Origin of the sequence: Evansella sp. AB-P1 (assembly GCF_029688925.1) — a bacterium.
Taxonomy (GTDB): Bacteria; Bacillota; Bacilli; order Bacillales; family Salisediminibacteriaceae; genus Evansella.
On sequence record NZ_JARUKY010000003.1, the window covers coordinates 98,003 to 112,959 of the forward strand.

The 14,957-nt window shown below is 36.6% G+C and carries 14 protein-coding genes; all 14 read right to left on the reverse strand.

Annotated features, from left to right (window positions below):
* Nucleotides 1–7 precede the first annotated feature (7 nt).
* On the reverse strand, nt 8–1,420 hold the full coding sequence (locus QA612_RS04130; protein ID WP_278282496.1) for a sugar-transfer associated ATP-grasp domain-containing protein: 1,413 nt from the start codon (nt 1,418–1,420) through the stop codon (nt 8–10).
* A 388-nt stretch (nt 1,421–1,808) separates the two neighbouring features.
* A complete protein-coding gene (locus QA612_RS04135; protein ID WP_278282497.1) occupies nt 1,809–2,630 on the reverse strand; it encodes a flagellin N-terminal helical domain-containing protein in 822 nt (273 codons plus the stop codon).
* 1,128 nt (nt 2,631–3,758) lie between these two features.
* Entirely contained in the window at nt 3,759–4,466 is a 708-nt protein-coding gene (locus tag QA612_RS04140) for a response regulator transcription factor (protein ID WP_278282498.1), read from the reverse strand.
* Between the two features lie 311 nt (nt 4,467–4,777).
* A complete protein-coding gene (gene csrA / locus QA612_RS04145) occupies nt 4,778–5,011 on the reverse strand; it encodes a carbon storage regulator CsrA (RefSeq protein ID WP_278282499.1) in 234 nt (77 codons plus the stop codon).
* Between the two features lie 3 nt (nt 5,012–5,014).
* Nucleotides 5,015–5,467 carry a flagellar assembly protein FliW gene (gene fliW / locus QA612_RS04150; RefSeq protein ID WP_278282500.1) on the reverse strand — a complete coding sequence of 151 codons (453 nt, stop codon included), beginning with the start codon at nt 5,465–5,467 and terminating at the stop codon, nt 5,015–5,017.
* A gap of 309 nt (nt 5,468–5,776) precedes the next feature.
* Nucleotides 5,777–6,358 carry a DUF6470 family protein gene (locus tag QA612_RS04155; protein WP_278282501.1) on the reverse strand — a complete coding sequence of 194 codons (582 nt, stop codon included), beginning with the start codon at nt 6,356–6,358 and terminating at the stop codon, nt 5,777–5,779.
* A 140-nt stretch (nt 6,359–6,498) separates the two neighbouring features.
* Nucleotides 6,499–7,686, reverse strand: a complete 1,188-nt coding sequence (gene flgL / locus QA612_RS04160; RefSeq protein ID WP_278282502.1) for a flagellar hook-associated protein FlgL — start codon at nt 7,684–7,686, stop codon at nt 6,499–6,501.
* A 34-nt stretch (nt 7,687–7,720) separates the two neighbouring features.
* The gene (flgK, locus tag QA612_RS04165) at nt 7,721–9,388 is read right to left on the reverse strand and encodes a flagellar hook-associated protein FlgK (protein WP_278282503.1); all 1,668 of its coding nucleotides are present in this window, start codon (nt 9,386–9,388) and stop codon (nt 7,721–7,723) included.
* 26 nt (nt 9,389–9,414) lie between these two features.
* Nucleotides 9,415–9,918 carry a flagellar protein FlgN gene (locus tag QA612_RS04170; protein WP_278282504.1) on the reverse strand — a complete coding sequence of 168 codons (504 nt, stop codon included), beginning with the start codon at nt 9,916–9,918 and terminating at the stop codon, nt 9,415–9,417.
* An 86-nt stretch (nt 9,919–10,004) separates the two neighbouring features.
* Nucleotides 10,005–10,262, reverse strand: a complete 258-nt coding sequence (gene flgM, locus QA612_RS04175; protein ID WP_278282505.1) for a flagellar biosynthesis anti-sigma factor FlgM — start codon at nt 10,260–10,262, stop codon at nt 10,005–10,007.
* Between the two features lie 170 nt (nt 10,263–10,432).
* Nucleotides 10,433–10,867 (reverse strand): TIGR03826 family flagellar region protein, encoded by a 435-nt coding sequence (locus QA612_RS04180; protein WP_278282506.1) that lies wholly within the window; start codon nt 10,865–10,867, stop codon nt 10,433–10,435.
* A gap of 407 nt (nt 10,868–11,274) precedes the next feature.
* On the reverse strand, nt 11,275–12,102 hold the full coding sequence (locus tag QA612_RS04185) for an Rpn family recombination-promoting nuclease/putative transposase (RefSeq protein ID WP_278282507.1): 828 nt from the start codon (nt 12,100–12,102) through the stop codon (nt 11,275–11,277).
* Nucleotides 12,103–12,224: 122 nt separating this feature from the next.
* A complete protein-coding gene (locus QA612_RS04190) occupies nt 12,225–13,034 on the reverse strand; it encodes a ComF family protein (RefSeq protein ID WP_278282508.1) in 810 nt (269 codons plus the stop codon).
* A gap of 3 nt (nt 13,035–13,037) precedes the next feature.
* A complete protein-coding gene (locus tag QA612_RS04195; protein ID WP_278282509.1) occupies nt 13,038–14,810 on the reverse strand; it encodes an ATP-dependent helicase ComFA in 1,773 nt (590 codons plus the stop codon).
* Nucleotides 14,811–14,957: the final 147 nt, after the last annotated feature.

A 14,957-nucleotide genomic window follows, 5' to 3' on the forward strand; every position in this document is an offset into this window, starting at 1 on the left:
TAAAAAACTAATTATTTTTTTCATTAATTCTTTTTTTAATATATTGAAAAATTTCTTCTGTAAAATCCCCAAAAATAGGTCGTTTACAAATAATTTGGTAACGATACACTGGTCCTCTAAAATTCATTTCAATAAAAATAGGTTTCTCTTCTGTAGACACTGCTATATCCCAAGAAACATATTGAGCATGAGGAATTCTATCATGCGCTTCCTTCACAAAGTCTTTAAAGATATTGTAGTTATCTAATGGTTCAAGATTAGCAAATTTAAAACCGGTTGTCGGATGACTTTCATATCTATTCATTTTCCCATCCATACCCTCTGAGTCAAATACACCATCATCATTTATCCCAACTGTAAATCCTCCTGTTGCTAGTGTATTGTCCATCGTAGACTTCTCTGCACCGAACTTCGCATATCCACCGAGATAGTGGATTTTTCCATTCCATCTTAATGTCATTAATCGAAGTGTGTTAACAGAATAAGGGTGAGGCTTGGCTAGCTTAGGATGCTGTTTTATAACTTCTTGAATGATAAAGTCACTACCAAATTTCTCTTCAATTTTATCTAGATTCATTTTTTGATTATCCAAATAAAAAAAGTTATTTTTATAGCTAAGTTTCACAACTTGTTTTCCATCATTCCCTAGACTACCTTTTAGGATAACATCTTCTTTTGTATGAAAAAAAATGCTGAATGCTTTCGAACGAGTGATCGACCTTGTATTACCGTCAAAGTATGAGCCTTTTATCCGTTTCAATATACTCTTTGGTTGTGACAAGCCATGCATTAAAATATCATAGATATTTTTATCATCATAATATCGCACTATTCTCGAATGGTAAAATTCAGGTAATATATAGAGGTTTAATTGTGTTTGGCTTATAAGCCTAGGCTCTAATACTCCTGTTAATGTTTTAAAACCATAATGAACCGAACGGTCAACCTGATGTTGTTTCTCTACGTCGAAATGTTTAGTCCAATAAGCTCTTAGTTTATCTCTGTCTTCATTTGAAAGGTCGTTAATTAGATTCGCATCTTTAAACTCCTGATATTGAGAATAATTAATATTTATATCGTATTCTTTTTGGTATTTAAAATATTGCATTAAAAATTCATATATTTCTAAGTATTGTTTTTTTATTTTAACAACAATATGATTCTCCAAAACATCCCATTTATTCGACTCGAATTGCTGAATAGATTTCTTATGGAGGAGTTCTAATTTATCCAAATGCATACTAAATTTTGAAGTATCACTATTTAAATTAAAATCCTTAATCATTTCAAATGTTTTTAACAATAAATTATATATATTTGTTGCATCATCATATTTTTCATTTTTCAGATATTCGAGACATAAATCAATTGTTTTAATTGACTTTTCTATTGTTTTTATATATGTTTTTTCAGTATCCATGAATAATCCTTTCCTTCCGATAATACAAATTTAATTATGAATATTATTTTAATATTTAATGATGAAGTTAACCTTTTTTAGGAATATAAAAATATTCTCTAAATAATATTAAATTATGCTCTTTTTCGTTAGTAGGAGCGGACAGGTTGAATACATTGAAGCTCTTATGTTGAGTAAAGGCATAGCAACATTTTTTTGAAGTCAATATGTCTAATTACTCTTTTATTTTTCCACAGAAATCCTTTTGAATTCGATAACTTTAAATCTATCTTCAGAAAAAATTTAAAGAAAATCAAAACTATTCTCTTACACTCTAGTCCAATTCCCCTTTAAAAAAAGAGAGGTTCCAGCCGAGGCAGGAACCTTCTCATAAAAAGTAATATTAAAATTAACCAAGTAGTTGTAATACGGATTGTGGTTGTTGGTTAGCCTGCGCTAGCATTGACTGAGATGCTTGAGAAAGAATATTTGCTTTAGTCATTTCCATCATTTCTTTAGCCATATCCACATCACGAATACGAGATTCCGCAGCTGATAGATTCTCAGAAGCATTGTCAAGATTTGCGATTGTGTGCTCAAGACGATTTTGCATTGCACCAAGATAAGAACGTCCTTCGGAAACAGCTGCAATTTGTGCTTCAATTACTTCAATTGCATCCTGAGAATCCGTATGATCACCAATTGCTGCACCATCTGCCGCTTCATGAATATCTGAAAGGTCTACCTTTTCAAGGTCTACTATAATTAATTCATCTTCATTTGCTCCAACTTGTAAATTAATCGTATCTACACCATCATCAAGCAGGTTCTGCTTATTGAATTGTGTAGTATCCTTAATTCTTCCAATTTCCTCGGCTAACTGAGAAAATTCAGCATTTAGAGCTTCACGATCCAATGTATCTACATTTGTGTCGTTTGAAGATTGAACTGCAAGTTCACGCATACGTTGAAGAATGCTGTGTACTTCATCTAACGCACCTTCAGCAGTTTGAATTAATGAAATACCATCTTGTGCATTACGGCTTGCTTGATCTAACCCGTTGATTTGTGAACGCATTTTTTCAGAAATTGCTAGACCTGCTGCATCGTCACCTGCACGGTTGATACGAAGACCAGAAGATAGCTTTTCCATTGAAGATTGCATGTTTCCTTGGTTGATACCCATTTGGCGGTGGGTGTTTAACGCTGGGATATTATTGTTGATAATCATAATAAAATTCCTCCTTGAATTTGGGTTATTTTGCTTCCGCCACATCCTTGTGGTTAGAAGTTCCATTGTTTGATCGCTAAGAAAAAAGTCGGCCGCCTTAATCCTTTATGATCGTTACATTTCTTTTATCGGACAAAAGAACTAATAGTTTAATAGTTTTTGAAAAAAATTATTATTTTTTCTATTATTCTAGCTAATTTAGTCGAATTGAATGGAGTCTACCCTGAAAATAGCTGATATCAAAATTAATAGTATTAGCAAATAAAGCGCAGGTTAATCATTCGTTCCAATTGGACTAAAATTAATTTTCATCCTCCATGGTGCAAATTTACACTTGCATGGGCGGTCTACCCTGAAAATACGAAACGTTCTAGAAACCCGCAAATCAGGAAAAAACACAAATGCGGTACTCAAAAGGCGTTCTAGGCGTCTCAAAACTACAAAATCATAATGTGACCGTAATGAAAAAAACATTTTCATCTCTCATGGTGCAAATATTCACTTGCATCGGCGGTCTACCCTGAAAATAAGTATCGGTTCAGAAGTGGAATGCGGTGACTCTAGCGTGAAAAGCAATAGCTGAAGACCCGACCATTCGGCACGTTAGTGCGAAGTGTGGAGGCTGAAGCATTGCCCGTGCAGCCAGAACGGCAGGATTACGCCGTTGCCCACCGGACGTGGGCGCCCTTAGGAGTAATTGATTCGTCTGTAACGGATGAACCTCCTTCATGAGTATTTTCTTATTGCATGGTACAAGTCTTTACTTACATGAGAGGTCCACCCTGAGAATAAAGAAGTTAGAAGTGAAGGGCGACAACTCTAGCGACGAGCATATACTTCACGAATAACCTTCGAGTTGTTTCGACGTATCTACCACCAGATCACTACTAGCAGAGGAAGAGACAGGATCAATTACTTTAGCAATAAATATAATATCTAGTAGAGGCTGAGTCATTGACCACGAAAAAAATTCACTAGTATCGGATAAACACCCATAGTAAAATTTTTTTCTTACTCTATTGTCCAAATATCCTCTTTGTACAAACGCCTACCTGGTTTTTCAAATACAAAAAAGAGACCTCAAAACAAGATCTCTTCATCCTAATTACATTTATGAAATTTAAGTCACTACCTATTCGCCTCAACCCAACCATTCCTTATAGCCTTCACCATCGCATCCGTGCGATCGTTGGCTTGTATCTTCCGTAACAAATGACTAATGATGGTGCTTACGGTCGATTGGGCTAGATATAGGTGTTCTGCAATTTGGCGATTGTTTAAGCCGTCTAAGATTAATTGGAGGACGTCCTGTTCGTTTGGTGATAGGATGCCTATTACCTGCTCCTTTTTTAACACGAGCTTTTTAATTGGTAAGTCCTTCATTTTTCGTGTTTCAATTTCCTTAACTAATCCTTGATGGAGGTTTGGTTCAAGAAATACCCCTTTATCCAGTAAATGATTGAGCATAAGCCCACAGTGCTTTTTTAGAAAAGATAAGGAAACAATGCCATTTACACAAAATTTCAAGTAAGGAAATAAATCCTTATCCTTATAATTATCGTGAATTAAAATAACACACTTCTCATTCGTTCCGTTCCAATCTCCGAAAACCTCTCCCAAAGCGGAGATCGTAGTTCCACTATATTCATCTACAAAATAAAAAAGACAGTCATACTGAGAAAGGGCAGGTGGTATTGTTCCCTTTATGGTTACTGATTGAGCATTTAATTGATTTGAAATAGTATCTACAACTGATGAAGGTACCCTCTCTTGCTGGTCAATAAATAAAATTTTAGGATGAGTAGTAGAAAAATGCTGCTTCGTTTTAACAAGCAATGGAAGTATCCCCTTTCAAGAAAACAACGGTACTATCTCCGCTACTTTCGACTTAATATTCTATATATTCTTATAAAATAACAAATTGTGACAATCCTTAAAATCGTTCGAAAGTCACTTTATTTTTCTCAACAATAATACTCTCTAACTAAAAATGTTAACTATATTGAACAAATTCAGCAGATTTTTACCATAATAATGTTAGTAAACCATTACTTAAGATAGAAAATTTCACCATTTTTACACAAATTAAAATAGTTCTGTTTTAACAACTTATCATAGCTACCATCTTACAGTTTTCCAACCAATTATCATTTCTTTTTCGCTGATTCCGCCATGAGCTGCTGGAGTACATCCATTGTTGAATTAGCCGCTTCACTATTTTCCTGCTGTATTGCTAAGTATACTTCTTTACGATGGATGTCTATGTTTCGTGGTGCATCGATGCCTATTTTTACTTGATCGCCGTCCACACTAATAATTTTTATTTCAATGTCGTCACCAATTTTTATGGATTCATTCGTTTTTCGCGTAAGTACTAGCATCGATTACGCCTCCCCTTTACCAGCAGCAGTTAATTTTGCTAGAGGGTGCTTCGTATGATAATTGGATTCATTTAGTACAATTTGCTTTCCAAGCTGTTTTTTGCTGTTCACAACAATTGGTCCACGTAAATTTGCAGTAGACTCCTGTAACGATTCCCTTAATGTAAGAACAACAAACAAAGCAACGTCCTCTTCTGATTCAATGGCCAGCTTTTCAACAACGCTGTCTGGTAGCTTCGCTTCGTAATCTGGAAAAAACTGAAATGGTGTCATAACAACGAAGGCTAAACCTTCTGTTGTAACTGACTGCAATATGTAAAAGGGACTTTGACTATCACTAAAAGGAAGAAGAACAAATTGTTTCTCATCTTCAAAACAAGGAATTCCTTGTTCAAATTGAATAATGTTCTGTGTATTTATTTCAACTTCACCTGAAAACTTTGTTTGTATTTTCAAAAAGATCACTCCATTAGTTTTACCAAGTCATATATTTACTATTATTATAGTACTATTTCGACAATTTCTACTACATTGTACCATATTTTTCTACTTCTAATCGGCTAATTATGACATTTTTTGTGTCAATTGATATATCTTTGGTTATTAATTTATTCATTACTCATTTTCAAGTCAATTTTAGTTAAAATATGTAAATTGAACATAAAAAGCAACAGATCCGTAGCTACTTTATCTAATGAATATGTAAAAATCCATTAGTAGCTCATCCATTGCTTATACTGTTCCATATTGTTTTATCCTACTCATTTAAAGCTGTTTATTTATATTTCCTCCTACAACAGAAAAGGAAATCCAATTTTTTTGCTCGAGATATGTATTAGCTTCCCAACGAGGGATGTGTATGTCTGGGTCATTTTTCCTTACTTCAATAATCGGATCTGGCCAGTCCACATCTACTTCAACGGTAGATGGAACATAATCAATATTCACCCTAAAAGCATTTTGAGGCATCGTCCCAAGTTCAACTTGTGCTGGCTTCCGTGAACTATTTTCTCGAACGATAGCCGGAATGGCATTCACACCATTGTCGATACTCTTTAGTTGCTCCCCTTGACGGGCTTTTTTAGCAATATACTGGAGTGCTGCATTTTGGGCTGAGCTTGTATATTCACTAGCCAAACGGAGAGGTGTTTTTAAATTTGCATCTGCAAAAGCCTCCGTCTGATCAATATAAAGTTTCGAAGCAGTGGAGCTTATACGGAAGCTTCCAATTAACTCTTGTTCAATATGTATATCAGCTGGACGTTGTTGGATAGACATTGGTGGCCGATTATATGCAATGGCAGTACTTGCTGTTTGTGTTTGAATATTTATTTGAGGTAGCTGCATATCATACGTCCCCTCCCATTATCATTAAATGATCATCCGCATTGAAATTTGTGAAGCCAGTTGTGCTAAAAAACCGGACAATCATCGTTGCCCGGTTCAGTTGTTATCTCATCATCTTGTTACGACATTCCAATCTATTATTATCTTAAGAAATCCATCAACGAAGGCTGCATAATACGGGCCATGGAGGAAAGGGCTGCCATATGGACATTTTCCGCCATTAACAGTTCTGTAATCACCTTTTCAATGTCTGCATCCTCGTTTTCAGACATGGTTCGCTTCGCAATGACCTCTTGATCCCGCACACGATCCTCGATCATTTCCACACGGTTTAACCGTGCACCGAGCTCAGCCCGTTCATTTACCACTTTATTTATTTGATTATCAAAGTTTTGTAGGTGGCGCGTTAACTCTTCTCCCGTCGTTTCTGGATCCTTTAATGCATTTTCTAGCTGAATAATGTCACCGAAGAAATCCTTTGAGAAAACATTATCTGGTCGAATGTTTATTGGGATTGTTACTCCCTTTAACAATTCGATTTTCACGTCCTGCTCGTTTGTGGAAACAGCATCTGCTCCAAAAAAGATGATTTCTCTTTCTTTCAATTCGGAAGTTTCGCCATTATGACTATACTGTATCGCGTCAAGATTAAATGTAACCTCATCAGTATCCTCATCTATTTCTTCCCCAACAGTCATCGTAATCATTTTGTCTGGTCTAGGGTGATCAGCGTGTTGAAAAACGTATGTATCTCCGTCCTTCGAATGTAAATGATACGTCCCACTGCTAAATGTCAATTCAATAGGGAAATCCCCTTTTTCATACTCTCCATCCCCTATTCCTTGAAAGTCATTTGCAATATCTTCAAATTTAAGATTAAATGCTTCTGGATTTACTGGGGGATTAGTTGTATTCGTCCCGTTAAAAATAAATTTACTGTTTGATTTCGTATTAGCTAGTGATTCTACATGCTCTAAAAGCTGCCTTATTTCCTTCGCGATATTATCACGTTGGGAGGCTTCATACGTATCATTTGACGCTTGAACAGCTAATTCACGTACTCGATGCATAGCATTGGTTACTTGGTCTAGTGCTGCGTCACCGTTATCCATCCAGTTATACGTTTCAGACAAGTTCCGTTCAAATTGTGTAATTTCCGTTACTTGTGTACGGTAACGCATTCCATTCATGGCAACAACCGGATCCTGAGAGGCACGCGTTATTTTTTTTCCTGTTGCTAATTGGTTTTGCAACGTGTGTAGCGTTTGATAGCTTTGACTTAAATGACGTAAAGAGCTGTTTGACAGCATCGGTTGCGTAACACGCATTTCTTCCACCTCTTTAGTGTAATCTAGTTAATCCTTACCTACCCACAATTCCCATGCCGTTTATGATTCGATCTAGCATTTCGTCCATGACGGTAAGACTACGAGCTGCAGCATTGTATGCATGCTGAAATTTGATTAGGTCTGCCATTTCTTCATCTAGGGATACGCCGCTTACAGATTGGCGACGATTTTCTACTGACTCTCGAAGTGTTTCCGAGTTTTTAGTCATTCTTTCAGCCTCACTACCGTTTACAGCCATATTACCAATAACTCCTTGGTAAAAGCTTTGTACGTTCGTCGTAGATCCTGCAAAACTTAAGTTGGCATCCTTTACATTGGCTAATGCTAATGCATTAGAACCGTCCCCAGTAAAGGCAATTTCCTTTGGTATATATTCTCCGTCTTCCTTTTCAGCTGCTGCAGAGGCTGCTATTTTATCTAGGTCTGTTATCAGTTCATTGTTTACTTGTAAACGTCGTGCAGCTGTCCCCTTATTGTTTTCGTCTATTGGAGTTGGACCATCCTTATAACTAAAAAAGTTGAAGCCTTCTTTTTCGTAATTTGGGTCTACAGCCTTTTCATTTATTTCGTATAAACTCCAACCAGACTGGTGAACCTTATTAAACTCCTCCACAAAGGTAAATACCATTTCATCTAGATCCCGAAGCATTTCAGGTAATAATCCTTTTTCTCTACCTTCACTATCGATGTATCCGAACGCCTCGATCGTTGCTGTGAATTGCCCCATTGAAGGAAATTCATCAAGAGGATTTCCTTTTCCACGGAGGTCTTCCCACTCTAATTTATCATCATTAATTAATGCTAGCTCTTTAGATGTAGCCACGTATATTTCTTCTACTAGACCACTGTCACTATCATCAAAAAATACTTTTAATGAATGATGTTCTAGCCTTGATCCGTCAACAAGGGTAACACCTGTTTCACGACCGTAATCATCAAGCAACTTAACAGTATATCGTCCAGAAGCTACATCACTAGACAAGCCTCCACTTCCTACCTGCTCCACACTCACATTAAGATATAAGGACAACTCATCCACTAATAGGTCGCGCTGATCATACAAGTCGTTCGTTAAAAATCCGTGTGGTTCCACTCCAGCAATTTGTTTATTAATCTTGTTAATTTGATCTAGTAAGGAATTAATATGTTTCTCTTGCACTTCAATTTGTTTCTTATAATCCTTTTGAGTAGCTTCCAGAGAATCATACGTATAATTAAAGGTCTCGGCTAATGCTGTCCCTTGTTGAAGTACCACTGATCGAGCACCAGAGTCCTCTGGGTGTACAGATAAATCCTGCAACGATCGCCAAAAACGATCCATTGAACTAGCAATTCCATTTTCCGTCGGTTCGTTCATAATATCCTCTATTTTTGTCCATGCTTTACTAATTCCGTCCCAAAAGCCAAACTTGTTGTTTTCCGAACGATATTGAACATCTAAAAAGCTTTCCCTAATACGTTGAACCTCACCTGGCTTCACCCCTGAACCAATTTGTCCCGCTACACCTGGTTTGTTAAAGCTTGGTGCCGGGTACGCTTCCGTTGGTGCAAAGTTTACTCTTTGGCGGGAGTATCCTGGTGTATTAGCATTAGCAATATTATGTCCTGTCGTTTGGATAGCTGTTTGGTTTGTCCCTAGTGCTCGCCGCGCTGTTTCCAAACCATGAAATGTTGATGTCATCTTCTTCTCTCCTATCTCCCGTTCCTTTAAGCTTTCGAATCAAAGATAGATCGTCCTTCAGAACTATAGCTTTGATTTATCTTTCTATTTGGCCGTTCATAGTTTCCCAGATCATTTTTCGGTTGCATAGATTCAAGGGACATGTTTACAAAACGTAACGATTCCTCAATTAGTTGCTGGTTAAATTCATTTTGTTGCTTCAGCTTGGAAATTTCCGTCATAAGACACTGTTGCCAGTATTGAAGATCCTCCCGTTCCTCTTCAGGATAAAACTGCAGCAGCTTGTCCATCGTTACATCCTCTTTTACAAATCCCTTTTCCTCTAACCATGTTTGGACTAGGTGATGTCGTGTCTGTTCAAGCTTTCGCAGCTGCTGTACTAAGGCTGACTCTTCCTTCAATAGTTTTTCTAATGCAGGGATATCTCCCTTTTTCACTACTTCTTCCTTCTGAAGAGCTTGTGCATTAAATTTTTCATGAACAGCTGTTAGCGCTTGGAAAACTGTAATGATTTGCTTATTCTCTACCATAGTCCCACACCCTTCCATACGGAAATCTATTTTTTCGAAGGAAAACTAAAAGCTCCTTACATAAACTCCGTTAATTAGTAAATCCTTTATTTTGACCAAAAGTCATAAAATTTCCGTGCTACCTCATTTGCATTTACTTTATATTTCCCTTGATCAATGTCTGCCTTAAGCTTGGAAATCTTCTCTTGTCTATCTGCAGACAGCTGAGATGATTCCTGCATCTTCTTTGCCTCAGAAGAAATTTGAAGCTGATCTTGTTTCTTCGTCGGTTCTGTCGTTTTCTGAGTTGTTACATCTTGTTGTTTACGATATGCGTTGACAGAATGCATCGGATTAATTTTCATACTTATTACCTCCTCGCATTTTGTAAGTACGTTAGTACATTTCCAGAAAAACCATTGTATTTATACTACACATTTCATTTCAGTTTTTTCGTCTAGTTATTATATCGGAAGCAACGTTCATATGTTTAGCTTTAATCGTATTTTTACACAGATTACAATCCTATCATACATTAGTCTCTACGGTTCAAACGTTCATCTAAGGAATGATACGTTGTAATCTTACTATTTTCTTTCGTTCTCTTTCTATTTTCAAAAGCTTTTTCTTGGTTTAATCTAGTCATTCCGGTTCGTATCTCTCGATTACAGTCACCACATAAGCGGCCTTCTCGAATAGAAACACCACATTTTTCACACGGATACCCTAAATTAGGGAACTGAGATAAATGAAGTCTTCCTTCTCGAATAAATTGATATATAAGGTTCTTTTCTACCCCAGTTTCTTCATGAACCTCTTCCATTGTGGCCATTCGGTTCTGGCGCTTCCTTAAAAATTCATACGTGATTCTAAATTTTTCCTCAACCTCTTGATAACAAGCATTACATACTGGACGCAATGCCTTTACAAACACCTTTCCACAATTAGGACAATTTTCTAAATCAGCCATGGAAACCACCCTCTCTATTGAACGCCCCACACCAAAGTGCTAATCTTCCATTTAAATTACTAAACTTTCAATAAAGTAATTCAACTTCCAGACAATTACATTTAATATAGGGAGTCCTCTTTTTATTTATATCGTCCTATCCATGCGAATTTTTAGCCTTTATGGAGAAGGAAATGAAAGGTGCAAATAATATAATAGTAACATCTAACGATCAGTTACTTTTGTTTACTAACAAAGTGTCAATTTCATCATTCACTATTTCATACTAGAACAAGAACATTTATTCAAAAATATATCAATTTAATTCAATCTCCTCTTAGATTATGAGACCCTTTATCACTAATATTGAAAATTAATTATCTAGAAAAAAAAATCCCTCAGTATATTACTGGGGGAAACAGAAAACATCATGATAAATTATACATCTTAAGCATTTGTTCTAATTCTTCTGCATTATATGGAGTATGCTTTGCCACTTCAGAAAGAGACAATCCACTGTCTAGTAAGCTTTTAGCCACTTCAAGTATCCCTAAAATTTTAGCATCCTCTAGTCGACTTCTTTCATCAGAAAGGGCTTTTGCTCTTCTTTCATACTCTTTTCTAGTTTCAGGATCAGCACTTAAATTTAATAACTTTTCTTCAGCTTTGTTCAGGATAATATCCATTCTGATAACCTCCCTCAACGTATTTTCATTAACATCCTCTTTTAAAAAAATTAACCATCTGTGAAATGAATTGTTTAAATTAGCTTTCAATTCATTAAATTTAGGTAATTCAACGAAATGAATCTCTAATAAATTCGTTAACTCATTTTTCGATCGACTTTCCCGTAATTTATAAATGGAATGATAGGACTCTTTTCGTAACTCCTCCATTTTAAAATCAAGAATATTGATTGTAACGGTTTTTTTAAGTGATGTATAATTACTACCTGCTTCAAAACCTTCAACAAAAAGTTTTGACCAATAGAATAAAGTCCTCTGAACCATATTTTTGTTATTTAATAATTGAACTTCTATGTTAAATTTTTCTCCTATTCTATTTTTTGCTTTTATATCTAAAACTCCTAATTTATTCTCTTGACTATCCCTATCTAAATTTTCACTTTCAAGTGTAATATCAACTATATCATATTGAAGTATAGCATTTAAAAGTCCAATAAGAATGTCCTTATCCTTGTTATCTCCAAACAACTTTTTAAATAAGAAGTCGTTTAATGGATTTAATCGCTTCATTTGAAGCCTCCATTCAATTATATTTTACCATATCATTCTTCTTTAATTAATAATTGCTTATTTTTGAAAATACCGATAATATCATACCCCTTATCGGATTCTAACTATTTTGATCTTTATTCTCACTTGTCAGTGGAAACCTTTAATTCCCCAGTAGATCTTGCAACTGTCACTGTACACACTCGTTTCGCACCATGACAGTACAATGTCTCTGCAGCACTGCGCAACGTAGCTCCTGTTGTATAAATATCATCGATTATCAAAACTTCTTTTCCTTTTATTAATGGTATAACCTCCTCCTTCAACTGAAAGACCCCTTTTAAATCACGGATTCGTTCCTCTCTTGAACGTTTACTTTGCTTCCTTTCAGAGTGAGATTGTTTAAATTGTAGTAATGGAGTTGTGGAAAACTGTTTTGATAAGGCATCTCCTTGGTTAAATCCTCTCTCCCAATGTCTCTTATCCTTTAACGGAATAGTTGTAACAATCTCAAAGGTTCCAAGCTTCCTTGCAAGCTTCTTTAGCTGCCATTGAAAAATAGTAGCAAGCTCCACATCCCCACGATATTTAAATCTGCTCAAAAGCTCTTGCATAAACGGGTTATACACATACAAGGCCCTGTGCTGAAAAGAACATTCATCCCATGGCTTCCCTTTTGCCCACCGAATACAATCAAAGCACTTTTTTCCAGGACCAGCTTCCTTACCTGCTACCTCTTTCTCGGTCCTTGGCATCCAAATAGAAGATGCTGGTCTACCACATTCCTCACAGGCAATTTCGGTTATGGGTTCTAGCTTCTCGTAGCACTGAGGGCATAATTTTTCCTCTTTCCATAGTCCAACTGCCCACGTCCACGAAAGCATTCCATCATATAATCCATCACACCACAAACAATTCTCTGTCCCAACAACCAAATCTCGCCAACTACTCATTGGTTACTCCCCCTCTTTTTCATGGTGCCAGACATCTTCAAGCCCTTCCTTCTCTTCATTCAGTTCCTTTTCCCCTAACACATTCATGTTTTTAATGTGTTTTACTGCCTTGATCATTTCTTCCGTTTTCCCAAAGTGAAAAAAGATAACATCACCTGTTGGTTCTTCTGGACTTCTCCCTACTCTTCCAGCGATTTGCACTAACGCCGATTCCGTAAATATACGATCCTCTGCCCCTAACACCCCTACCTGCACTCCCTTTACTGTTACTCCTCGTTCTAAAATAGTTGTCGTTACGAGTAACCTAATGTCTCCTTTCCTAAAAGCCATTACCTTTTCCCGTCTCTCATTATCTGCCGAATGAACAGCGGCCACCTTAACAGGAGTTATTTCTTTTTGTAAAACTTTCTCCACCTCTTGCATCACCTGTACAGTAGGAACAAATAGAAAGACCTGTCTTTTCTCTCTCATATGTCCATCAATCCACTTAAGAAGCTCTCTCGGTAAGCGATTTTTTTCGATTAATTTTTTCCACTGTCCAACCCATCGAAGCTTTGGAACAGGTAACGGATGACGATGGTAACGACGTGCCACCTTCGCACATAAAATTTGTCCTGTTTTTGTATCACGCTTCATTTTTTCATCTGGAGTTGCGGAAACAAAAACAGTAAACCCTCTATCACGCCTTGCTTCTGACACAGCATACCGGAGTTTTTTGTCTGCCGTATACGGGAATGCATCTACTTCATCAATAATGACAAGATCAAAGGACTTGTAAAAACGAAGGAGCTGGTGTGTTGTGCTTATGATTAGCTCCCCTTGAGCAAACCGATCTTCTGCCCCACCATAAAATGCATGAATCTTCGTTTTTGGGAAAGCTTGTTTAAATCGAGGTTCAAGTTCAAGCACCACATCAGTTCTAGGAGTGGCAATGAGAACGCGAAGACCATGCTGTAAGCCTAGCTCAATTCCCCGAAATAACATTTCCGTTTTTCCTGACCCACAAACAGCCCAAACAAGGAAGAAGGAATGTGTATTTGTTCCCTCTATAAACTGATCGATGGCATTACAAAGCTTATTTGAAGCTTTTTGTTGAAAATAGGATAAAGTTCCATCCCAAGCCAATTCCCCTTTTTTTCCAAAAGGAAATTTTGTCATTTCCTGGGGAATAATTTCACTTTTCCACGTTAACAATGGGGAACACGCCGTTACTCGCCCCATCATGATACAGCTACGGCAATAAACACATTTCCCTTTACAGCGATAACAATCAAACGTTCCGAATAAATGCACCTTCGTATTCCCACACCTCTTACATTCATAACTAGAACGCTGTTTCCTCATTCCTAATTCATAACGAATAAAACCATAGGAGACATGCTCATGAATTTCTAGGGTGGAAATTGGAAGCTCATCCCCTAATAGACGACGGCCTTCTAAATATGTTTTTATATCACCATTAATCAAAAAGGCTGCATAACTGTGTTCAGGAAAGTATGGTTTTAAATTTTGTTGGGTAATTTCAAGTATGTTTTGGGGTGAGGGCAGATTTGTTATTTTCGAGAGTAACTGAAGGATTTCATTGTATGATTGGAGTTTGTCTGCTTCAAGATTCAATCGTTCATGTGGCGGTAGTTCCGGTATAAGCCATACACGTTCATCCTTTTCTAAAGGTAATACATAAGGTAGCAAAGAATGATTGCATAATTTTTCTTTTTCTTTAGTTTTATCAACCAAATCATCAATCACCTGAAGTGGAATGGGGTAAAATAGCATAGGGTGGCCTCCTTTAAAATGGGGGAATTAGTGGTTTTTATGAATAGAAGAATAAATAACGATTCAAGTGGGGTATTGATAGGATTGGTGTTTTTTTAGAGGTTAAATGTTGAAGGGCATAATTAAGAACAACAACAATACATTTGA